At 66.5% G+C, this 22,735-nt stretch carries 17 protein-coding genes and 1 pseudogene; 6 read left to right on the top strand and 12 right to left on the bottom strand.

The genetic code is table 11. The features are described 5' to 3' along the window. Positions 1–168: 168 nt before the first annotated feature. Together AE618_RS10510 and ung are read left to right on the top strand one after the other, a co-directional pair. Positions 169–1,689, top strand: a complete 1,521-nt coding sequence (locus AE618_RS10510; RefSeq protein ID WP_054209007.1) for a bifunctional metallophosphatase/5'-nucleotidase — start codon at positions 169–171, stop codon at positions 1,687–1,689. Continuing rightward, positions 1,686–2,384: a uracil-DNA glycosylase gene (gene ung / locus AE618_RS10515; protein ID WP_054209008.1), complete on the top strand. Its 699-nt coding sequence runs from the start codon at positions 1,686–1,688 to the stop codon at positions 2,382–2,384. The genes AE618_RS10510 and ung overlap by 4 nt, the downstream gene beginning before the upstream one ends. Positions 2,385–2,495: 111 nt before the next feature. On the opposite strand, the gene AE618_RS10520 is transcribed toward ung, so the two are convergent. The 8 genes from AE618_RS10520 to AE618_RS10555 form a co-directional block, all read right to left on the bottom strand. Next, positions 2,496–3,728: a phenylacetate--CoA ligase family protein gene (locus AE618_RS10520; RefSeq protein WP_054209009.1), complete on the bottom strand. Its 1,233-nt coding sequence runs from the start codon at positions 3,726–3,728 to the stop codon at positions 2,496–2,498. Positions 3,729–3,909: 181 nt separating this feature from the next. Then, positions 3,910–4,758, bottom strand: a complete 849-nt coding sequence (locus AE618_RS10525) for an ABC transporter ATP-binding protein (RefSeq protein ID WP_054209010.1) — start codon at positions 4,756–4,758, stop codon at positions 3,910–3,912. A 148-nt stretch (positions 4,759–4,906) separates the two neighbouring features. Next, a complete protein-coding gene (locus AE618_RS10530; protein ID WP_054209011.1) occupies positions 4,907–6,235 on the bottom strand; it encodes an ABC transporter substrate-binding protein in 1,329 nt (442 codons plus the stop codon). A 108-nt stretch (positions 6,236–6,343) separates the two neighbouring features. Then, on the bottom strand, positions 6,344–7,423 hold the full coding sequence (locus tag AE618_RS10535) for a branched-chain amino acid ABC transporter permease (protein WP_054209012.1): 1,080 nt from the start codon (positions 7,421–7,423) through the stop codon (positions 6,344–6,346). Between the two features lie 10 nt (positions 7,424–7,433). Further along, positions 7,434–8,348, bottom strand: coding sequence for a branched-chain amino acid ABC transporter permease (locus AE618_RS10540; RefSeq protein ID WP_054209076.1), 915 nt, complete (start codon positions 8,346–8,348; stop codon positions 7,434–7,436). 364 nt (positions 8,349–8,712) lie between these two features. Further along, positions 8,713–9,528, bottom strand: a complete 816-nt coding sequence (locus tag AE618_RS10545) for an ABC transporter ATP-binding protein (protein WP_054209013.1) — start codon at positions 9,526–9,528, stop codon at positions 8,713–8,715. Then, the gene (locus tag AE618_RS10550) at positions 9,525–11,513 is read right to left on the bottom strand and encodes an AMP-dependent synthetase/ligase (protein ID WP_054209077.1); all 1,989 of its coding nucleotides are present in this window, start codon (positions 11,511–11,513) and stop codon (positions 9,525–9,527) included. The genes AE618_RS10545 and AE618_RS10550 overlap by 4 nt, the downstream gene beginning before the upstream one ends. A 247-nt stretch (positions 11,514–11,760) precedes the next feature. Continuing rightward, positions 11,761–12,435: a Crp/Fnr family transcriptional regulator gene (locus tag AE618_RS10555; RefSeq protein ID WP_054209014.1), complete on the bottom strand. Its 675-nt coding sequence runs from the start codon at positions 12,433–12,435 to the stop codon at positions 11,761–11,763. Positions 12,436–12,804: 369 nt separating this feature from the next. Between AE618_RS10555 and AE618_RS10560 the strand changes: the two genes are divergently transcribed. From AE618_RS10560 to AE618_RS10575, 4 genes and pseudogenes are all read left to right on the top strand, one after another. Next, positions 12,805–13,452 (top strand): DUF1007 family protein, encoded by a 648-nt coding sequence (locus tag AE618_RS10560; protein WP_054209015.1) that lies wholly within the window; start codon positions 12,805–12,807, stop codon positions 13,450–13,452. A 41-nt stretch (positions 13,453–13,493) separates the two neighbouring features. After that, positions 13,494–14,516: a nickel/cobalt transporter gene (locus tag AE618_RS10565; protein ID WP_054209016.1), complete on the top strand. Its 1,023-nt coding sequence runs from the start codon at positions 13,494–13,496 to the stop codon at positions 14,514–14,516. A 139-nt stretch (positions 14,517–14,655) separates the two neighbouring features. After that, positions 14,656–16,148, top strand: a pseudogene (locus tag AE618_RS10570) (amidase). A gap of 113 nt (positions 16,149–16,261) precedes the next feature. Next, on the top strand, positions 16,262–17,842 hold the full coding sequence (locus tag AE618_RS10575; RefSeq protein WP_054209017.1) for an ABC transporter substrate-binding protein: 1,581 nt from the start codon (positions 16,262–16,264) through the stop codon (positions 17,840–17,842). A 129-nt stretch (positions 17,843–17,971) separates the two neighbouring features. Here the strand turns inward: AE618_RS10575 and AE618_RS10580 are convergent, their stop codons facing one another. The 4 genes from AE618_RS10580 to AE618_RS10595 all read right to left on the bottom strand — a co-directional run bounded on the left by AE618_RS10580 (position 17,972) and on the right by AE618_RS10595 (position 22,677). Beyond that, a complete protein-coding gene (locus AE618_RS10580; protein WP_054209018.1) occupies positions 17,972–19,585 on the bottom strand; it encodes a gamma-glutamyltransferase in 1,614 nt (537 codons plus the stop codon). Positions 19,586–19,785: 200 nt separating this feature from the next. After that, positions 19,786–19,917, bottom strand: a complete 132-nt coding sequence (gene cydX / locus AE618_RS10585; protein ID WP_054209019.1) for a cytochrome bd-I oxidase subunit CydX — start codon at positions 19,915–19,917, stop codon at positions 19,786–19,788. 17 nt (positions 19,918–19,934) lie between these two features. After that, positions 19,935–21,092, bottom strand: a complete 1,158-nt coding sequence (gene cydB / locus AE618_RS10590) for a cytochrome d ubiquinol oxidase subunit II (protein ID WP_054209020.1) — start codon at positions 21,090–21,092, stop codon at positions 19,935–19,937. Between the two features lie 7 nt (positions 21,093–21,099). Continuing rightward, the gene (locus AE618_RS10595; protein WP_054209021.1) at positions 21,100–22,677 is read right to left on the bottom strand and encodes a cytochrome ubiquinol oxidase subunit I; all 1,578 of its coding nucleotides are present in this window, start codon (positions 22,675–22,677) and stop codon (positions 21,100–21,102) included. Positions 22,678–22,735 lie beyond the last annotated feature (58 nt).

The following is a 22,735-nucleotide window of genomic DNA, read 5'->3' on the forward strand; positions in this document are numbered from 1 at the left end:
TTAGACGAGTTCCGGCTTTCGTCCAGTCGTGAAGCGCTTGGAAGCCAGGGGTGCGACACTGCCGAACCTGCGACCGGCCCTGCGACGCAACGGAGGCGATGGTTGCGCTGGTCAGAACGCCGGAAGCCTTGCTAGTCTGGAGGCGTTCTCAATCAGAGGCTCCACCTCATGACCAAGCTGACCCGCCGCAATGCCCTGGGCGTCATCGCCGCTCCGGCTGCGCTGGCCGCGACCTCGCCGGTGGCCGTTGCCCAGACGCCGGCGCCGGCCTTCACGCTGTTGCTGGTCAACGACATCTACAAGATGAGCGACGACCGCGGCAAAGGCGGCTTTGCGCGCGCCGCCGGCATCGCCAAGGCCGAGCGCGCCAAGGGCGTGCCGCTGCTGTTCTGCCATGCCGGCGACTGCTACTCGCCTTCGCTGATGTCGGGCTTCGACCAGGGCGCCCATATCGTCGCGATGCAGAACAAGATGGGGCTCGACGTCTTCGTGCCCGGCAACCATGAATTCGACTTCGGCAAGGAAAATTATCTCAAGCTCACCGCCGCGCAGAGCTACCCGACCTTCGCCGCCAATCTGCGGGATGCCGCCGGCCAGCCCTTGCCCGGCCATAAGGATTCGCAGATCTTCGAGCTCGGCGGCTTCAAGGTCGGCGTCATCGGCACGGCCTATGACCCCACCCCCCAGATCTCCAGCCCCGGCGACCTCAAATTCTCCTCGACCATGGAGGCGCTGCGGCGCGAGGCGCGCACCCTGAAAAGCCAGGGCGCCGACATCCTCGTCGCCGTCGTTCATGCCGACCGGGCCATGGACAATGCGATCGTGCGCTCGCGCGTCGTCGACATCGTGCTGACCGGCCACGACCATGACCTCGCCATCGCCTATGACGGCAAGGTCGTGATGGTGGAGTCCAACGAGGAGGGCAATTACGTCACCGCGATCGACATCGCCGTCAGCGTCCGTGGCGAGGGTGCAGCCCGCGTGGTCTCCTGGACGCCGACATTCCGCGTCAACGACAGCCGCGCCGCCACGCCCGACCCCGAGATCGCCGCGCTGGTGAAGGGCTATGAGTCCGAACTCTCCAAGGAGCTCGACATCGACGTCGCGGTGCTCGCAGCCCCGCTCGATTCGCGCACGAGCATGATCCGCACGCAGGAAACCGCGATCGGCAACCTGATCGCCGACGCCATCAAATCCGCAACCGGCGCGCAACTCGCCATCACCAATGCCGGCGGCATCCGCGCCAACAAGCAGTATCCCGCAGGCCACAAGCTGACCCGCCGCGACGTGCTGAGCGAATTGCCCTTCGGCAACGCCACCGTGATGGTCGAGATCACCGGCAAGGATGTGAAGGACGCGCTCGAGAACGGGTTGCGCGATGCGCCGCAAGGCGCCGGGCGCTTCCCGGTCGTCTCCGGTCTCAAATTCGAGGCCGATCTGAAGCAGCCCCAGGGCTCGCGCGTCACCGCTGTGACGGTCGATGGCAAGCCGATCGACCCCGCCGGCAAGTACACCGTGGCGTCGAACAACTTCATGCTGGAAGGTGGCGACGGCTATACCGCGCTCGGACGCGGTAAGACCCTGATCGGCCTGACCGACGGCAAGCTGATGGCCAACGAGGTCATGGTCTATCTGCGCCGGCTCGGCACGATCGATGCCAAGGTCGAGGGCCGGGCTGTCCTGAAGTGAGCTGCCGCACCGCGCTCGCGGCCTTTCTCGCGAGCGCTGAGGCCAGGGACTGGGGCGCGCTGCCGGTTTTCCAGCCCGGCGCGCAAGCGCAGCGCGCCTGCGCCGCCGTCGATGCCGAGCGTGCGGCCGGCCATGTCGTGGCACCCGCCCCTGAGCGCGTCTTCGCCGCGCTCACGCTGACGCCGCTCGACAGCGTTCGCGTCGTCATCCTTGGCCAGGACCCCTACCCGACACCGGGTCACGCCAATGGGCTCGCCTTCTCCTATGTCGGTCCGCCTCCGCTGCCCCGCTCGCTGGTCAACATCTACCGGGAGCGCGGCGACGATCTTGGCATGGCCGCTCCGGCCGGCGGCGACCTCACGCCATGGGCGAGGCAGGGCGTGCTGCTGCTCAACACAGCGCTGACCGTGCGCGAGGGCGCCTCCAAGGCCGGCTCGCATCTCTCGCTGGGCTGGCAGGCGGTGACCGACGCGATCATCACGGCCGTGTCGCGTGACCGGCGCCATGCCGCCTTCATCCTCTGGGGCAATCCGGCGCAGGCGAAGCGCCCGCTGATCGACGAGGCGCACCATCTCGTGCTTGCCAGCGCCCACCCCTCGCCGCTCTCGGCCCGGCGCGGCTTCTTCGGCTCGCGCCCGTTCTCGAAGGCCAATGCGTGGCTGGAGGCGAAGGGAGAGGCGCCGATCAACTGGTGAGGATCGTCATTCTCGGGCGAAGCGAAGCGCAGACCCGAGAATCCCAGGCCGGACGAGGCGCCGGAGACCTCTGGTCACGAGATGCTCGGGTCAAGCCCGAGCATGACAGCTTCACCCCACCGGCCGCTCGTCGGCGATGACCTTGCCATCGTTCGGCAGCGCCCCCAGCGGCAGGATTTCGACGACGCCGCGCAGCTTGGTGATCTGCTGCAGGCTCGCTGACACCGCGTCGACGAACCCGGGAGGCTCGGCATAGATCTCCGCCCTCAGCGTCATCGTGTCGGTCTCGTCGGCGCGGCCGACGACGAGACGCAGCTTTGCAATCTCGCTGTGGCGCTTGGCGATCTCCGCGACCTGCTCGGGCCGCACGAACATGCCCTTGATCTTGGCGGTCTGGTCGGCGCGGCCGAGCCAACCCCTGATCCGGGCATTGGTGCGCCCGCAGGCGCTGAGGCCCGGCATCAGCGCGGTGAGATCGCCAACCGCGAGCCTGATCTGGGGATGATGCGGGTCGAGATTGGTCACCACGATCTCGCCGACCTCGCCCTCGCTGACCGGATCGCCGGTGCCCGGCCGCACGATCTCGACGATCAAATTCTCGTTCAGGACCATGCCCTCGCGAGCGGAGGTCTCATAGGCGATGATGCCGAGATCGGCGGTGGCGTAGAGCTGGTAGGCATCGATGCCGCGCTCACGCACCCAGGCCTGGAGCGAGGGCGGGAAGGCCGCGCCCGAGACCACGGCCCGCTTGATGCAGGCGATATCCACGCCGCGGCTCTCGGCGGCCTCGATCAGGATCTTCAGGAAATCCGGCGTGCCGGCATAGGCGGCCGGCCGATAGGCCGCGATCACCTCCATCTGCTGCTCGGTATTGCCCGGCCCGGCTGGAATGACGGCGCAGCCGAGCGCGCGCGCGGCCGAATCCATGATGAAGCCGCCCGGCGTCAGATGGTAGCCGAAGGTGTTGAGCACGATGTCGCCGGGCCGGAATCCGGCTGCGTATAGACCGCGCGCCGAGCCCCATGGATCGGAGCCCGTCCCTTCCGGCTCGAAGATCGGACCGGGCGAGGTGAAGAGCCGCCCGAACGCGCCGGGCTGGCCGGGCACGAAGCCGCCGAAGGGCAGCGCCTGCTTCTGCAGGGCCGGTAACTCGGCCTTGCGCAGCACCGGCAGCGTCGAGAGTGCGTTGCGGTCGGTGATCGCGGCCGGGTCGATTCCGCCGAGATGCCGCGCATAGGCCGGCGCCTGCATCGCCGCCGACAGCATGGCCGGCAGCCGCGCGAACAGATCCGCCTCGCGAGCGTCGGGGGAGCGGGTTTCGAGAGCGTCGTGATGCTCGGTCATCGGCTTCGTCCTCGGGACATCTCGCAACCTTCATCCAGCGTCATCCCGGACAAGCCGCGAAGCGGCGCCGACCCGGGATCCATTCCGGAACGCAAATGGGAGAGGCTCCGGAATGGATCCCGGGTCTCCGCTTCGCTCCGCCCGGGATGACGGCGCGGGTGACGTCCCGGTTCGGCAGAATTCACGACAGCCACCGCTTGCGGCGCTTGTAGCTCTTGACCTCGCGGAAGGACTTCTTGTCGCCCTCGGAGACGCCGAGATAGAACTCCTTCACGTCCTCGTTCTCGCGCAGCATGCTGGCCTCGCCATCCATCACGATGCGGCCGGTTTCCATGATGTAGCCATAGGTCGCGTAGCGCAGGGCCATGTTGGTGTTCTGCTCGGCGACGAGGAAGGACACGCCGTCCTCGGCATTGAGCCGGCGTACGATCTCGAAGATCTCCTCGACGATCTGCGGCGCCAGCCCCATCGAGGGCTCGTCGAGCAGGATCATCTTCGGCTTCGACATCATCGCGCGCCCGACCGCGCACATCTGCTGCTCGCCGCCCGAGGTGTAGCCCGCCTGCGAGTTGCGGCGCTGTTTCAGGCGGGGGAACAGCTCGTAGATCTTCTCGAGGTCGCGCTTGATCGCGGCATTGCCGTCGCGGCGGGTGAAGGCGCCGGTCAGCAGATTCTCCTCGATCGAGAGATGGCCGAAGCAGTGCCGCCCCTCCATCACCTGGATGCAGCCGCGCCGGACGAGTTCGTTGGGCGACATCTTGTCGACGCGCTCGCCCTCGAACACGATCGAGCCCTTGGTGACCTCGCCGCGCTCGGCCTTGAGCAGGTTCGAGATCGCCTTCAGCGTCGTCGTCTTGCCGGCCCCATTGGCGCCGAGAATCGCGACGATGCCCTTGCGCGGCACATGCAGCGACACGCCCTTCAGCACGAGGATGACGTGATCGTAGATCACCTCGATATTGTTCAGCGACAGGATGTTGTCGCTGGTGGGGGTGGTGGCGGTCGGCTGGTCGAGTGTTGTGGTGGACATCTCGCGCTCCTTCCTTCTCCCCTCCGGGGGAGAAGGTGGCCCGGCGTCAGCCGGGTCGGATGAGGGAAGGATGGATGAGGGGAGTGCGAAACTTCCCTCATCCGTCTGCTTCGCAGACACCTTCTCCCCCGAGGGGAGAAGGGTCAGATCACGAAGACTTCTCGCAGGGCTCCGTCCGCTTCGGCCAGTTGCCGGCCTTGTCGGTGTAGTCCTTGGCGTTGGCCTCGATCAGCGGCCGGACCTCGTCCTTCAGCGGCTCGAGCCAGTCGCCCTTCTTGGTCCATTTCGTGCCGTCCCACTCGGCGACATAGGCCTTGCTGTGGCCGGAATGGTCGGTGCAGGAGATCGTGGTCGGCGTGGCGAAGCCCTCCATGCCGATCTCCTTCAAACGCGCCTCGGTGATGTTGAGGCTTTCCAGGCCGCGGCGCATGTCCTCGCTGGTGATGACCTTCTTGCCGGTCAGCTTCTGCGCGTTGCGCATCGCCTCGACCACAAGCATCGAGTTGTAGACGCCGCGGTTGTAGAGGTTCTCGCCGACCTTCTCCTTGGGCGCGAGGCTCTTGCCCTTCTCCACGACGTATTTCTGGATGTCCTGGATCACCGGGAAGTTGGTGCCTGCCGCATTCAGGTTGAGCGACTTGTAGCCCTTCGCCTCCGGCCCGCCGGCGCGCGCATCGTCATCGCCGCCGGCCCACCAGACGCCGACCAGCTTGGCGATCGGGAAGTTGTTCTTGATCGCCTCCTTGACCGCGGTCGGGTTCATCGCACCCCAGCCCTGGTTGTAGAGATAGTCGGGCCGGTCACGCCGGATCGAGAGCCAGAGCGAGCCCTGGTTCTGCATGTCGGCGGCGGCCACCGGATAGAGCTTGACCTCGAAGCCGTATTTCTTGGCGAGGTTCTCGAGCACCGGGATCGGCTCCTTGCCGAAGGGCGCGTCGAGATGGATCAGCCCGAGCTTCCTGCCCTTGAGCTTGTCCATGCCGCCGAGCTCGGCCGCCATGTGCTTCACCATCAGCGAAGCGCCGTCCCAATAGGTGAAGGGCGGAATGAAGACCCAGGGGAAATTCGTGCCGTCGGCCGAGGCCGAGAGGCCATAGGCCATCGACAGGATCGGGATCTTGTCGATATGGGCGCGCGGGATCGCCGCCAGCGTCGCGCCGGTCGACCAGGGCGAATAGACGATGGTGTTCTTGCCCTTCGCCTGCTCGTAGCACTCGATCGACTTCTTGGTGTCGTAGCCGGTCTCGCATTCCTCATAGACGATCTTGACGCCATTCACGCCGCCGTCGCGCTCGTTGATCATGGCGATGTAGTCGCGCATGCCGTCGCCGATCGGGATGCCGGAGCCTGCGAAAGGCCCGGTGCGATAGGCGTTGTTGGCGAAATAGACTGAGTCCTGGGCGCTGGCCGGAGCCGCGAGGCCCGCAGCGAGCAGCGCGCCCAGCGCGGCACCCTTCATCAGATGGCTTGTCTTCATCGGTCGTCCTCCGTTCGTTTCCCTCCGGTGGTGGCGTCGAGACCCCACCGGTCTTCCTTGCGCCCGCATCCTTGAAGGCCGATGCGGGTCGTCGTCAGGTCCGGTCCCTCAGTAGGGGAACGGCCATGTCCGCAATTTCTGCTTGCCGATCTGCCAGAGCCGCGCCAGCCCATGCGGCTCGACGATCAGGAAGATGATGATCAGCGCCCCGACCAGCATGAAGGTGACATGCTCGGCCGTGGCACCCGACAGCGGCACGCCGAGCGCCGGCAGGCCGAACTTCATGATCGTCGGCAGGCTGGCGATGAAGGCCGCCCCGAGGAACGAGCCGATCAGCGAGCCCAGCCCCCCGATGATGACCATGAACAGGATGTTGAAGGACAGCCGGATGTTGAACACATCCGCCGCTTCGCCGCCGCCATACCAGAGGAAGATCATCATCGCCCCGGCGACGCCGGCATAGAAGGACGAGACCGCGAAGGCGAGCAGCTTGGCGTTGAGCAGCTTGATGCCCATCAGCTCGGCGGCGATGTCCATGTCGCGCACCGCCATCCAGGAGCGGCCGATCTTGCCGTGGACGAGGTTCGAGGCGAACCAGGTCAGCACCACGACGAGGACGAGGCAGACATAATAGCGCGTCTCAGGCGCGGCCGAGGCGCCGGTGATGGGAATGCCGAACAACAGGCGCTGCGGCACCTCGATCGCGCCCGAGGCATTGTAGTTGTACAGCCAGGGCACCCGCACGAACGCCCATTGCAGGAAGAACTGCGCGGCCAGCGTCGCGACCGCGAGATAAAAGCCCTTGATCCGCAGCGAGGGCAGCCCGAACAGCACGCCGATCGCCGCCGAGAACAGGCCGGAAACCAGGATCAGGACGATGATGTTCACGCCGGGAAAAGCTGTCGTCAGCTTGTAGGCCGCATAGGCGCCGACCCCCATGAAGGCGGCGGTGCCCAGCGAGATCAACCCGGTATAGCCGGTCAGGATGTTGAGCCCGATCGCGGCCAGCGAGAACACCAGGAACGGGATCATCACCGAGGTGATGAAGAAGTCGTTGCCGATCAAGGGTATGCCGACGAAGGCGATCGCCAGGATGACGGCGAGCCCGATCCGGTCCTGCCGGATCGGGAACACGGCCATGTCGGCCTGATAGGTGGATTTGAACTGGCCGGCCTCGCGGTAGAACATGCTCTGGCCCTCAAATCCGCTCGATGATCTTGTCGCCGAACAGGCCCTGCGGCCGGAACAGCAGGAAGCCCAGCGCGATGAAATAAGCGAGCCAGCTCTCGATGCCGCCGCCGACCAGCGGCCCCCAGTAGAACTCGCCGAGCTTCTCGCCGATGCCGATGATCAGCCCGCCGATGATGGCGCCCGGGATCGAGGTGAAACCGCCCAGGATCAGAACGGGGAGCGCCTTCAGCGCCACGATCTCGAGCGCGAAGGAGACGTCGGAGCGCGCGCCCCACATGATGCCGGTGATCAGCGCGACGATGCCGGCCGTGAACCAGACGATCACCCAGATCTGGTTCAGCGAGATGCCGACCGAGAGCGCCGCCTTGTGGCTGTCGGCGACGGCCCGCAGCGCCCGGCCAATGCGGGTATACTGGAAGAACAGCGCCAGCACCGCGATCATCACGGAGGCGATGATCGCGGCCGCGATGTCGATCTTCTGCAACGACACCAGCCCGCCGAGGATCTTCAGGTCGACCGCTCCCTTGGGCAGCCAGAGCTGGTCGGCGATCATCTGCTTGGGGTTGCCGCCGAAGACGGATTCGCCGAGCCCGATCAGGAAATAGGTGATCCCGAAGGTCGCCATGAACAGGATGATGTCGGGCTGGTTGACCAGCGGCCTTAAGACCACCCGCTCGATCGCCACCGCAAGCGCGAACATCACGCCCAGCGTCAGGATGACGGCAAGCCAGGCCGGCACGCCCTTCTCATGCAGCCCGACCAGCGTCAGGGCCGAGAACACCACCATGATCCCCTGCGCGAAGTTGAACACGCCCGAGGCCTTGAAGATCAGCACGAAGCCGAGCGCGATCAGCGCATAGAGCACGCCGGAAACCAGCCCTTCCCACACCGTCTGGACGAGCAGGTCGGGCGCCGCGACCATCTGGTCGAAGGGATCGATGAAGATCTTGTAGAGCGTGCCGGAGCCGTCGAGGCGAGAGCCGACGAGCGCGAAGGCGACGATGGCGGCCAGGATCAGCCCGGCCTTGACCCAGCCATTGGCGAGAAGGTTCGGCGCGGGCCGTGCGGCGACGTCGCTCATGGGGTCGCTCCGTTGTGCGAGGGGCGCAACCTGCCCCCTCCCCCCGCTTGCGGTGGGGAGGGCTGGGGTGGGGGGCAGTGCCGCTCGGCGAGACGATGACGGACGGAACTCAGGCTTTGCGGCCCCCCATCCCTAACCCTTCCCCACCGCAAGCGGGGGGAAGGGGACTGGCCGCGTGTCCTCGGGAACTGGATTGACTGGTTCATCAATGCGCCACTCCCAGATAGGCATCGATCACCTTCTGGTCGGCCTTCACCTCGCCGGGCGTGCCGTCGGCGATCTTGCGGCCGTATTCGAGCACGACGACGCGGTCGGAGAGGTCCATCACCACGCCCATATCGTGCTCGATCAGAGCGATGGTGGTGCCGAACTGCTGGTTCACGTCGAGGATGAAGCGGCACATGTCCTCCTTCTCCTCGAGGTTCATGCCTGCCATCGGCTCGTCGAGCAGGAGCAGCTCCGGCTCCATTGCCAGCGCCCGGCCAAGCTCGACCCGCTTCTGCAGGCCATAGGGCAGCTTGCCAACCGGCAGCTTGCGGATGTGTTCGATCTGCAGGAAGTCGATGATGTCCTCGACGACGCGGCGGTGCTCGATCTCCTCCGTCATCGCCGGGCCGTGGCGCAGCGCCTGCCAGAAGAAGCCGCGCTTCATCTTCAGCGTGCGCCCGGTCATGATGTTGTCGAGCGTCGACATGCCCTTGAACAGGGCGACGTTCTGGAAGGTGCGGGCGATGCCGGCCGCGGCCGCGCGATGCGGCTTCATCTTGTCGCGGCGCTGGCCCTTGAAGCTGATCTGCCCTTCCTGCGGCTGGTAGAAGCCGTTGATGCAGTTGAGCATCGAGGTCTTGCCGGCACCGTTGGGGCCGATGATGGCGCGCACCTCGCCCTTGCGGATGTCGAAGGAGACATCCGTGATCGCCTTCACCCCGCCGAAGCGCAGCGAGACGTTCTGGACCGAGAGCAGCACCTCGCTTTTTGCGCCGATCGGATCGCCTGTCACGTTCATCGCTTCCGCGTTCATGCCGCAGCCCTCGCCGGAATCGGGCGCTCGGGCGCGCTGACCGGATAGGTCTTCGCATCGCGCACCTTGACGTTGGCCGAGATCACGCCCTTGCGACCGTCCTCGAAGGTCACCTCGGTCGAGATGTCGGCGGCCTGCGAGCCGTCATAGAGCGCCTCCACCAGCGGCGCGTAGCGCTCGGCGATGAAGCCGCGCCGGACCTTCTGCGTGCGCGTCAATTCGCCGTCATCGGCATCGAGCTCCTTGTGCAGGATCAGGAACCGCTTGATCTGCGCCCCGCCCATCAGCGGCTCGGCGGCCAGCGACCGGTTCACCTCGTCGACATGGCTTGCGATCATGTCGTAGACCAGATCGTGCCCGGCGAGTTCCTGATAGGAGGCATAGACGACGTTGTTGCGCTCGGCCCAGTTGCCCACCGCCGTGAGGTCGATGTTCACCGCCACGGTGGCGAAGTCGCGACCCTGGCCGAAGGCGACGACCTCCTTGATGTTGGGATAGAATTTCAGCTTGTTCTCGATGTATTTCGGCGGGAACAGATCGCCGCTGTTGAGCTTGCCGACATCCTTGGCCCGATCGATGATCTTGAGGTGGCCCTCCTCGTCGAAGAAGCCGGCATCGCCGGAGCGGACATAGCCGTCGGCGGTCATCGTCTCGGCTGTTTTCTCGGGGTCCTTGAAGTAGCCGCCGAAGATCGAGGGCGAGCGGTAGAGCACCTCGCCATTGTCGTCGATCCGGATCTCGACCAGCGGCGCCGGGCGCCCGACCGTGTCGGCGCGGATCTCACCATTGGGCTGCATGGTGATGTAGACGCCCGCTTCCGTCTGCCCGTAGAGCTGCTTGAGATTGACGCCGATCGAGCGGTAGAACTTGAACAATTCGGGCCCAATCGCCTCGCCGGCGGTGTAGCCGACCTTGATCTTGGTGAGGCCGAAGCGGTTGCGCAGCGGCCCGTAGACCAGGATGTCGCCGAGCCCATAGAGCAGGCGCCCTCTGAACGGTACGCTCTCGCCGTTCAGGATCTGCTCGCCATACTGCTTCGCCACACCCAGGAAGTAGTGGAACATCCTGCGCTTCAGCGCCCCGGCATCCTCCATCCGCACCATCGTCAGCGTCAGCATGGTCTCGAAGACGCGCGGCGGCGCGAAGGCGTAGGTCGTGCCGACCTCGCGGCGGTCGTCGATCACGGTCTCCGGCCCTTCCGGGCAGTTGACGCAGAAGCCCGCCACGATCGCCTGCGCATAGGAGAAGACATGGTCGCCGACCCAGGCGATCGGCAGATAGGCGATGATCTCGTCGCTCTCGTTCAGCCCGTCGAACTGGCAGCCGATCTCGGCGGCCGTGATGACGTTGGTGTGGCTGAGCATGACCCCCTTTGGCCGGCCGGTCGTGCCCGAGGTGTAGAGGATGATGCCGAGGTCGGAGCCGGTGCCGGCCTGCATCTCGCGCTCCAGCGCGGCGGCAGCCTCGGGGCTGTCGGCGAGGTCCTTGCGGCCGGCGGCGATGACCTCGTCGATCGCATGCAGCTTGCCATGGTCGTAGTCGCGCAGACCACGCGGCTCGTCATAGAGCATATGGCGCAAATTCGGCAGCCGCTCCGCGATCGAGAGGATCTTGTCGACCTGCTCCTGGTCCTGGACCACGGCGAAGACCGCCTCGGCATGATCGAGCACATAGGCCATCTCGTCGGCGACGCTGTCGGCATAGACAGGCACCGGCACCGCGCCCAGCCATTGCGCCGCCGCCATCGCCCAATAGAGCCGCGGCCGGTTGTAGCCGACGATCGCGACCTTCTCGCCCCGCTTCAGCCCGAGGTTCTGCAAGCCACGCGCAAAGCCGCCGACCTGCTCGGCGACTTCAGCCCAGTTCCAGGACTGCCAGATGCCGAGGTCCTTGTGGCGGAACGCCACGCGACCGGCCCGCTCACGCGCATTGCGCAGCAGCAATTTCGGAAAGGTATCTGCCTGGCCGGCGCTTCCGCTTGCCATCGCCATCCATCTCCACCCTGAGCGGCCGGCGTACATCGCACCGGCCCTTGTTCGGACCGTTCAGGCCCTTGTCGTTGATGCGCAGCTTGCGGCTGCCCCATGAGCTTTGCAAGGGTGGGCTTGACAGACAATTCGTCTTTCGGAGACTATTGTCTTGCGGAGTTATGCTTGGAAGCGCGGTTGCGCGATCATGACCGCACCCTGAAGCCTCCGCAAACCCCGTTGCCATCCCTGCAGGCGCTGCCACTCACCCCTCGTAGCGCGCCAGCCGCTCGACATCCAAAATCGTCACGCTGCCATGGCCGATCTCGAGCAGGCCAAGCCCGGCGAGCTTCTGCAGCCCCTGATTGGCGATCTGGCGCGACATGCCCGCGAGCAGGCCGAGCTCCTCCTGGCTGACATCGAGCGTGCGGCCCTGATCGGGATAGAGCGTCGGATTGAACAGCCAGGCGAGGTTGCGCGCCAGCCGCCCCGTCGAATCGAGCGTGCGCTCGGTTTCGGCGAGCGCGATGAACTGCGCCAGGCGCTCGTTGAACTGGTGCACGAGGAAGCGGTTGAACGCTGCCGAATGCTCGAACAGCCACAGGAAGGTGGAGCGCCGCATCAGCGCAAGCTTGGTTTCGCGAAGCGCCACCAGCTCATAGCGACGCAGCTCGCCCTTGATGACCGTGCCCTCGCCGAACCAGGCGCCTGCGCGCATGCCGGCCAGCGTCGCGGCTTTGCCGGTCTTCGACGTCGTCGACATCTTGACCAGGCCTTCGGCGACGCCGGTCCAGGCCTCCATCCGGTCACCGACATGGCAGATATAGGCGCCCTTGCCATAAGCCTTGAACGAGATGCCGCGCCTGGCCTCCTCGAACTCCTCCTCGCGCAGGTCGCGTGACCATGCGGCAATAGTGCGGAGTTCGTCGGGAGCGATCACAGGCGTCTCGTCATCACGGGCAGGGCCGGGGCGGCCGAAACGAAGGGACACCATGCCAGGCAGCTGCGGCAAGTGCGACTTTTGCCGATGTTGCTCCGAAAACGAGCGTGCGCCTTTCCGTCATGGTCGGGCTTGTCCCGACCATCCACGTTTTCACCGGTCGCGCGCTACGCCAAAAACGTGGATGCTCGCCACAAGGGCAAGCATGACGGCGTCATGTCACGATGGTTTGCCGGCCATTGAATTACGCCGCGATTTGGCCCCCTTTCTGAGCGACGCAGGCAGCGATCGATGGCGTGTCGCGCCGGCTTGAGTCATCATCCGTTCACCACGCCGCATCAGCTTCGACACATGCAGAGGAAGTCCGTCTTGACGCAGCCGCCGGTCCGCTCCGCCTTGCTCGCGCTCGCCTGCTGCGTCGGACTCGCCGCTCCCGCCGCGGCGCATCCGCATGTCTTCGTCTCCGCCCGCGCCGAGATCCTCTACGCGCCCGACGGCGCGGTCCGCGCGCTGAAGCACATCTGGAGCTTCGACGAAGCCTATTCGGCCTATATCACGCAAGGGCTGGACAAGAATGGCGATGGCAAGCTGACGCCCGACGAACTCGCCGAACTCGCCAAGGTCAATGTCGAGTCGCTTCCCGATGTCGGCTTCTTCACCACTGCCAAGGCCAATGGCAAGGCGCAGGAATTCGGCCAGCCGGCCGATGCCGGCCTCGTCTTCGAGAACAAGATCCTGACGCTGACCTACACGCTGCCGCTGAAAACACCGGCTCACGCCAACCGCTCCTTCGGCATCGAGATCGGCGACCCCAGTTACTTCGTCGCCTTCGACATCGTCGATGCACCCGACGCGGTGATCACGCGCGACGCGCCCAAGGGCTGCATCGTCCGCGTCGCCCGCCCGCCGAAGCTCGATCCGGCAGTCCAGCAGAAGCTGGCGCAGGAGGACATCACCGCGACGCCCGACACCAGCGGACTGCAGGTGACGACCCGCGCGCTCGTCGCATGCCCGTGATCTCGACATGCCCCTGATCCCGACATGCCCGTGATCGCCAGATGTCCCTGAACATGCCGCGGATCGCTGCGATGCCCTGGCCTGCGCTGTCGCGCCGGCTGATCGTGATGGCGCTCGCCATCGCGATCGTGGCAGGCGGCCTCGCACTCCTTGCCGCCGTCATCGGCATATGGAGCCCGCCGCCCCCTCCGCCGCCGCGCAACCCCTTCGGCGTGCCGTTGCCGCGCGAATCCCTGCCCTCGACCACCGGCATCGGCGGGATGATCCTCGCCTGGCAATCCGCCTTCTACCGCGATCTAACCGCGACGCTGAAGGCCATCGGTCAAAACCCGACCGCGCTCTGGGGCCTGCTGGCGCTCTCATTCGGCTATGGTGTCTTCCATGCCGCAGGCCCCGGCCACGGCAAGGCGGTCATCTCCGGCTATATCGTCGCAGACGACCGCAGCCTGCAGCGCGGCCTCGCCTTGAGCTTCGCCGCCGCCATCCTTCAGGCGCTGGTCGCGATCGCGCTGGTCGGCACGTTGACCATTGCCTTGCGGCAGACGGTCCAGACGATGGCCGTCGTCACCGACGCCGTCGAGCGCGCGAGCTTCGCGCTGGTCGCGCTGGTCGGCGCCTTCGTGCTCTGGCGAAAGGCCGGCGCGCTTTTGGCGCTCGGCCATGGCGCGCAGGCGCATGACCCCTCCTGCGACCATGTCCATATGCCCTCGCCCGACGAGATCGCCCGGCTGCGCGGCTGGCGCGAAATGGCCGGCGTGGTCGTCGCCGCGGGTCTGCGCCCCTGCGCCGGCGCGCTGATCATCCTGGTCTTTTCCGCGTCGCAGGGCCTGTTCTGGGCCGGCATCGCCGCAACCTTCGCCATGGCGCTCGGCACGGCCCTGACGACGGGCGCGCTCGCGGTCCTGGCCGTCTTCTTCAAATTCGCCGCGCTGCGGCTGGCCGGCGGCTCTTCGCTGCGCAGCGCCCGCATCGTCGCCGGGCTCGAATTGCTGGCGGCCGCCTTCGTCGCGGTGCTCGGCGCGGCGCTGTTCCTGGGGCTGGCGATGACCGGGCAGGGTGGCTGACGGAGATGGCGGCGCGCCGGCTGCGGGGGCGATCCCTGCATGGCGGCACTTCACGCCAGGCGGCTTTGACGTAGAGTGCCTTGCCGGATCGTCGGCACGCTCCTTGCGTCCCACGGCCACCAACAAGAGGCCTGACCAGTTGACCAATCCTTGCGACCTCAGCGCCGTCTCGGCGCGTGCCCTGATCGGCGCCAAGAAACTGTCCGCCGTCGAACTGCTCGAAAGCTGCATCGCGCGCATCGACGCCGTCGATCCCGCCGTCAACGCCATGGTGGCGCGCGACGACGAGCGCGCCCGTCCGCCGCCAAGGCCGCCGATGCGGCCACCATGCGTGGCGACGCGCTGCCGGCGCTGCACGGCCTGCCGATCGGCGTGAAGGATCTCGAGAACGTTGCCGGGCTGCGCACGACCTATGGCAGCCAGCTCTATCGCGACCACGTTCCCGCGGAAGACCAGTTGATCGTCGCCAAGACCCGCGCAGCCGGTGCGATCGTGCTGGGCAAGACCAACACGCCCGAATGGGGTGCCGGCGCCAACACCCGCAACGCCGTCTACGGCGCGACGGGAAACCCCTTCGACCCGACGAAATGCGCCGCCGGCTCCTCGGGCGGCTCGGGCGTCGCGCTGGCCACCGGCATGGTGCCGATCGCGACCGGTTCTGACACGGGCGGCTCGCTGCGCAACCCCGCCGCCTATAACGGCATCGTCGGCTTCAGGCCCTCGCCCGGCCTCGTGCCGAGCGAGAAGCGGCCGATCGGCTGGAACCCACTGCCCGTGCTCGGCCCGATGGCGCGCACTGTCCCCGATCTCTGCCTGCTGCTCTCGACCATGGTCGGCGATGATGCCGCCGACCCGCTCGCCACCACGATCCACGGCCAGACGATCCGCCGCCCGGAGGATTTTGCGCGTCCGGCCACAATCGACCTCGCCTCGCTCCGGGTCGCCATCACGCCTGATTTCGGCTTTGCGCCGACGGAGAAGCACATCCGCAAGGTTTTCGTTGACAAGGTCGGCGCCTTCTCCTCGCTCTTCGGCGCGACGCAGGAGGCGACGCCGGACTGCTCGGGCACGGACGAAACCTTCGAGGTGCTGCGCTCGCTGGCCTTCCTCGCCGGCATGTATGAAAAGGTCCGCGATACCCCCGAGATGGTCGGCCCCAATGTCCGCGCCAATGTCGAGGAAGGTCTGCGCTACGGCGCGCTCGACATCACCCGCGCCCTCAAGCAGCAGACCGCGATCTACCAGCGCTGGCAGGTCTTCTTCGAGGATTACGACGTCATCCTCTCGCCCGCCGTGACGCTGAGCCCGCGGCCCTGGTCGGAGCTTTATCCCGCCGAGATCGACGGCACGCCGACAAGGACCTATTTCCACTGGCTGTCCCTCGCCTATGCCGTCACCACGGTCGGCCATCCGGCGATCTCGCTGCCCGTCGGCCTCGACGACAACGGCATGCCCTTCGGCCTGCAGATCGTCGGCCCGCGTGGCGGCGATGCCAAGGTGCTCGCGGTCGCCGCCGCGCTCGAACGGGCGCTTGCCGGCGATCCGCTGACCGCCCGGCCGGTGCCCGACATCGCCAGGCTGACCGCCGCGCCACGCATCAGCGAGACGCCCGGTTTCCTCGGCTTCGATTGAGCCGCCGCCTGAGCGTAAGAGCATCTGCTCCGGCGAGGAGCAGGAACGTCCAAGACAGGCATCGCGGCGTGGATGTCCGATGCCATCACGACCGATCACCACGGGGGACCGCCATGAAACGCCGCACATTCCTGAAGGGCGCGACCGCCCTGACCCTGGCCGGGCCGGCCGCAATCGGGCGTGCCCAGGCGCAATCGGCAACCACGCTGAAATTCGCGCCGCAGGCCAATCTCACCGCGCTCGACCCGGTCTGGACGACCGCGACCGTGACCAGCAATCACGGCTACTATGTCTACGACACGCTCTACGGGCTCGATCTCGCCGGCAAGGCGCAGCCGCAGATGGTCGAGAGCCACGAGGTCGCCGCCGACGGCAAGAGCTGGCGGTTCAAGCTGCGCGACGGACTTACCTTCCATGACAATACACCCGTCAAGGCCGCCGATTGCCTCCAGAGCCTGAAGCGCTGGGTTCAGCGCGACCCCTATGGCCAGCTTCTCGCCAAGGCCATCGAATCCTCCGCCGCCGTGGACGACAAGACCTTCGAGATCAAGCTGACGCGGGCTTTCCCGATGATGCTCGACGTGCTCGCCAAGGCCGATGGCGCACTCTTCATCATGCCGGAACGCCTGGCGCAGACCGATGCGACCAAGCAGGTGACCGAGGTCATCGGCTCCGGCCCCTATCGTTTCATCCCGTCGGAATACGTCTCGGGCAGCAAGGTCGCCTATGAGAAGTTCGAGGCCTACAAGCCTCGCAACGAGCCCCCCAGCCGCAATGCCGGCGGCAAGGTCGCTAACTTCAAGCGCGTCGAATGGCAGATCCTGCCCGACCCGGCGACCGCCGCGAACGCGCTGATCAAGGGCGAGATCGATTGGTGGGAGCGTCCGCTCAGCGACCTCCAGCCGATGCTGGCCAAGAGCCCCGACATCACACGCGAGGTCACCGACGAATCCGGCCGCGGCGCGATCATGCGGCTCAACCACCTGCAGCCGCCCTTCAACAATCCCAAGGTCCGCGCCGCTGTCCGCCTGGCGGTGAATCAGGAAGACTATATGCGCGCCACCCAGGGCGACGACACCTCGGTCTGGAAGACCTCGCGCAATCTCTGGTTCCGCGGCAGCCAGTACTATGACGGCGAGCTGGAAGACCTGATGCCGCAGAGCGTCGACAAGGCGAAGGCGGCGTTGAAGGAGTCCGGCTACAATGGCGAGAAGGTCGTCATCATCAACCCGACCGACTTCCCCGACATCGGCCCGCTCGGCGATGTGACCTACGAGCTTCTCAAGAGCATCGGCATGAACGTCGACTTCGTCGCGAGCGACTGGGGCACGGTGATCCAGCGCCGCAACAGCCGCGAGCCCGTCGAAAAGGGCGGCTGGAGCATCTTCCACACCACCGGCTCGGCCAATGGCTGGAGCAACCCGGCCCTGTCCTATCTGGTGCGCGGCCAGGGCGCCAAGGGCTGGTTCGGCTGGTACGAGAGCGCCAAGGCGGAGGCGCTGGCCGAGGAGTGGCTCTACGCCGCCGACGCGCCTGCGCAGAAGAAGGCCGCCGCCGCGTTGGGCCGGCTCGCCCTCGAGGACACGGCGACGATCCCGCTCGGCGTCTTCATGATCCGCACGGCCTACCGCAAAAGCCTGACCGGCATGCAGAAGGGCTCGGCGCCTTATCCCTGGGGGCTGAAGCGGGTCTGACGGGCCCACGAAGCGCGTTCGCCGTCATGGTCGGTTGTGCCGACCATCCACGTCTTCCCTGCTTGAGGGCGGTGTTCAAGACGTGGATGCTCGCCACAAGGGCGAGCATGACGGGATGGCGCTCTCCCGCTACCTCTTCGCCGCCACCGCTGCCGACCAAGGCGAGATCACGTCGCTGATACCCTCGGCGCCGTCTGCATCGACGCGGATCAGGTTGGGGCAGGCGAAGTTGATCGGCAGGACGCCGTGCTCGACGACCACCACCGGGCCGGCGGCCTCCAGCGCGGCCAGCGTCTGCTCGGGCAGGCGCAGATCGGCACTGGTCTGGTCCGGGCCGGAGACGTCGATGCGCGGCCAATGCGCGGCTTCCTCGAGACCCACCTCGCAATCCACCGTCCAGGCCAGCATCTGGTAGACGCTCGCCAGAATGCGCCGTCCGCCCGACGAGCCGCCGGCATAGCGCGGCCAGCCGCCGCTCTTCGGCGTCACGATCACCGGACACATGTTGCACAGCGGCCGGGCGCCAGGCGCGATCGCATTGGCGCTGCCGGGACGCGGATCGAACCACATCATGCCGTTGTTCATCAGCACGCCCGTATCGGGCAGCACGACGCGGCTGCCCATCGAGGAGAGCAGCGTCGTCGTCACCGAGACGAGCGTGCCCTCGCCGTCGACGACCGTCAGATGGGTGGTGCAGGTGTCGCCCGGCTCCTTGGCCGCCGAACCTTGCGCGGATGTGGCCGCCCCGAGTCCTTCGAGCCGGCTGGCATAGGCCTCGCGCATCACGCGCGAGAGCGTCGCGAACCACTCCGCATCGGGACCGTGAGGAGCCGGCTTGTCGGCGGCCATGCCCTCGACCACCGCCTCGAGCGTCGGCGCAGCGGTCAGCCCACCGGCGGTGTGGACGAGATGGGTGCCGCGCCAGTCGATCGTCGGCGCATCGCGGACGATTGCCTTGCAGGCGGCGAGGTCTTCGGCGTCGACGACGCCGCCCATCGCCTTGATGTCGGCGACGAGCCGGCCGGCCAGCTCGCCATGGTAGAAATCATCGAGGCCGGCGGAGGCCAGGCGCTCCAGCGTCGAAGCCAGATTGCCGAGCGCAAAGAAGCCGGGCTTGCCCTGATAGGGCGGCACCGGCGGCAGGCCGTTGGGCAGATAGATCCGTGCGCTTTCCCTGTAGAGCCGCAGCACCGCCGCCGAGGAGGAGATCTTGAGCGTCGTGTACCAGTCCTGCGCCAGGCCGCGCTTGGCGAGCGCGATCGCCGGCGCCAGCAGCTTGGAGACCGGCATGGCCGTGCCGAAGCTCTCCTTCAGCGCCTTATAGCCGGCGACCGAAGACGGGATCAGGAAGGAGAGCGGGCCGTGGATGTTCACATCGCCGACGACCTCGGGCCAGGTGAAGAGGTCCTTCTTCATCTCGCCGGTCAGCGGATAGTCGGCCGGATCGGCACGACGCGGCGCCACCGGCCCGAAATCGACGACCTTGGCCTTCGTCTCGTTGGCCTTGAGCACGACCGCGAAGCCGATGCCGCCCAGCCCGCTGTTCCAAGGCTCGACCGCCGCCAGCGCGAAGCAGGCGGCGACAGCCGCATCCGCCGCATTGCCGCCGGCTTCGAGGATCGCGGCGCCGGCTTCCGCCGCCTCGCGGTTCTGCGACACGACGATGCCGTTGCGCCCGCTCGCCATCGGCTTGCTCAGCGTCCAGTTCTGCGTGCGGTAAGGCACCTCTTTGACAACGGCCATCGGCAAACTCTCCCCCTCATCCAAGAGCGTGAGGCGACGCCGCCGGATATCGGCCGGGCGCGCCGCACCTCTGCTGAGATATATGACAGACCGCCGAGCCGATGGCCCCCAGCCGGATTGGCCGGGGGCCATGTCGGAGCGGCATGTCGGAGCAGCATGACGCTCCGTGGCGCCGCGCGCTCAGGCGCGAAAAAGGTCTCTCAGCGCTGGCCCTGAGCCGCCTTCGCCTGCTTGCGCTGCACCTCGTCGTCCATGAGTTCGTACCACATCGCGTTCAGCACCGCGAAGGCGGCAGCGAGCGGCAGGCCGAGCAGCCAGGAAAAATACCACATGATGTGTCCCCTTCGGTTCAGTAGGCGTGGCCGGATTCGTCGCGGATCGCCCGCTCCTCGACCTTGCCCCACAGCACCCGGTAGACCCAGGTCGTGTAGGCGAGGACGAGCGGCAGGAATATCACGACCGACACCAGCATGATGAACAGCGTCATATGGCTCGAGGATGCGTCCCACACCGTCAGGCTGGCCTTGGGCTGGACCGAGGACGGCAGGATGAAGGGAAACATCGAGACGCCGACGGTCGAGATGATGCCGAAGATCGACAGCTTACTCGACAACAGCGTCAGCACCTCTTGTCGCCCGCCGCGCTGGCCAAAAAAGGCCCCCGCCGCGCCCAGCAGACCGAGCGCGGGGGCGATCAGCAGCCAGGGCCGGGCGGCGTAATTGGCAAACCACGCCTTGCCGTCGAGCGCGACGGTCTTCAGCAGCGGGTTGGAGGGGCCCGTCGCGTTCACCGCGCTGGTGATCCTGTAGCCGTCGATGCCGAGCCAGAGCCACAGGCCGCCGAGCGCAAACAGCACGATCGTCACCAGCGCCGCCAGGCTGCCATAGCGCCGCGCACGCGCCGAGACCTCTCCGGAGGTCTTCAGCATCAGCCAGCCGGCGCCATGCATCGTCAGCATCGCCACCGACAGCAACCCGCACAGCAGCGCGAAGGGGTTGAGCAGGCCAAAGAAGCTGCCGTCATAGAAGATGCGCAAATCGTCATCGAGCCGGAACGGCACGCCCTGCAGGACATTGCCGACCGCGACGCCGAAGATCAGCGACGGCACGAAGCCGCCGATGAACAGCGCCCAGTCCCAGCCGGACCGCCAGGCCGCGCTCTCGCGCTTCGAGCGGTACTTGAACCCGACCGGCCGCAGGATCAGCGCGGCGAGGATCGCAAACATCGCCAGGTAAAAGCCGGAGAAGGACACCGCGTAGAGCGGCGGCCAGGCGGCGAAGATCGCCCCGCCCCCGAGGATGAGCCAGACTTGGTTGCCCTCCCAGACCGGGCCGATGGTGTTGATGACGACGCGCCGCTGCACATCGCCCTGGCCGACGAAAGGCAGGAGCATGCCGACGCCGAGATCGAACCCGTCGGTGACGGCAAAGCCGATCAGCAGAATGCCGAGCAGCAGCCACCAGATCAGGCGCAGCGTGTCGTAGTCGACGAGTTGATGAAGGATCATGATGGCGTCACTCCGCCGCGACGAGGTTTGCGGGAACGAGGGGGGCTTCCGGCTGGTGATCGGGCTCTGGGCCGTTGCGGATCGCCGCCAGCATTAGCTTCATCTCGATGACGAGCAGCACGGTGTAGATCGCCACGAAGCCGATGATGGTGAACAGCACGGTGCCTGCGCCGAGGCTGGACACGGCGGCGGCGGTGGGCAGCACGCCCTCGATGATCCAGGGCTGGCGGCCGACCTCGGCGACGAACCAGCCGCATTCGATCGCGACCCAGGGCAGCGGGATCGAGAAGACCGCGATCCAGAGCAGCATCGGGTAGCGGTCGAGCCTGCGCCGCGCCGACAGGACGAAGAACACCGCCGTCAGCAGGATGAAGAGCATCCCCAGCGCCACCATGATGCGGAAGGTCCAGAACAGCGGCCCGACCATCGGCACGGTATCCCAGGCTGCCTTGTCGATCTGTTCGGGCGTGGCGGTGCGCGGATCGTCGACATAGCGCTTCAGCAGCAGGCCGTAGCCGAGCCTGGTGCCATTGTCCTCGAAGGCCTTGCGTGCCGCCTCGGGAACCGCGCCGGTGGTGCCGGCCGCCCGGATGGTCTGGAGTGCATCGAAGGCGATCACGCCTTCCTTGATCCTGACCTTGGCGAGATCGACGAGGTCCTTGATGCCGGGCAGTTCGGTGGTCAGCGAGCGCGTGCCGATCAGCCCCATCACGGCGGGGATGCGGATGGCGTAATGCGTTTCGCGGGCCTTTTCGTCGGGAAAGCCGAACAGGGTGAAGGCGGCAGGCGCGGGCTCGGTGTGCCACATCGCCTCGATGGCGGCGAGCTTCATCTTCTGGTGTTCGGAGGAGAGATAGCCGCTCTCATCGCCGAGCACGACGACCGACAGAGAAGCCGCGAGCCCGAACGAAGCGGCGACCGTCATCGAGCGCTTGGCGAGCTCGATATGGCGCCCCTTCAGCAGGTACCAGGCGGAAACGCCGAGCACGAAGAGCGAGGCCGCGACATAGCCGGCCGAGACGGTGTGGACGAACTTGGCCTGCGCGACGGGATTGAACAGCACGGCGGCGAAATCGGTGATCTCCATCCGCATCGTCTGCGGGTTGAAGGCCGAACCGACCGGGTTCTGCATCCAGCCATTGGCGATCAGGATCCACAGCGCCGAGAAGTTGGAGCCGAGCGCCACCGCCCAGGTCGCGGCGAGATGGCCGACCTTGGTGAGCTTGTCCCAGCCGAAGAAGAACAGCCCGACGAAGGTCGCCTCCAGGAAGAAGGCCATCAGCCCTTCGATGGCGAGCGGCGCGCCGAAGATGTCGCCGACATAATGGCTGTAGTAGCTCCAGTTCATGCCGAACTGGAATTCCATGACGATGCCGGTGGCGACGCCGAGCACGAAGTTGATGCCGAACAACACCCCCCAGAACTTGGTCATCTGCCGCCAGATCACGCGGCCGGTCATGACATAGACCGTCTCCATGATCGCCAGAAGGACCGAGAGCCCCAGCGTCAACGGCACGAAGATGAAATGATACAGCGCCGTGATGGCGAATTGCAGGCGCGACAGCGCGACAATGTCGAGGTCCATATGCGTCCAGGCTCGAGTGCCCGGCCTCCTGTGAGCCACCGGTGCTGCGGGAATGCCG

It is taken from the genome of Allobosea vaviloviae, from assembly GCF_001298265.1.
GTDB classification, from domain to species: domain Bacteria; phylum Pseudomonadota; class Alphaproteobacteria; order Rhizobiales; family Beijerinckiaceae; genus Allobosea; species Allobosea vaviloviae_B.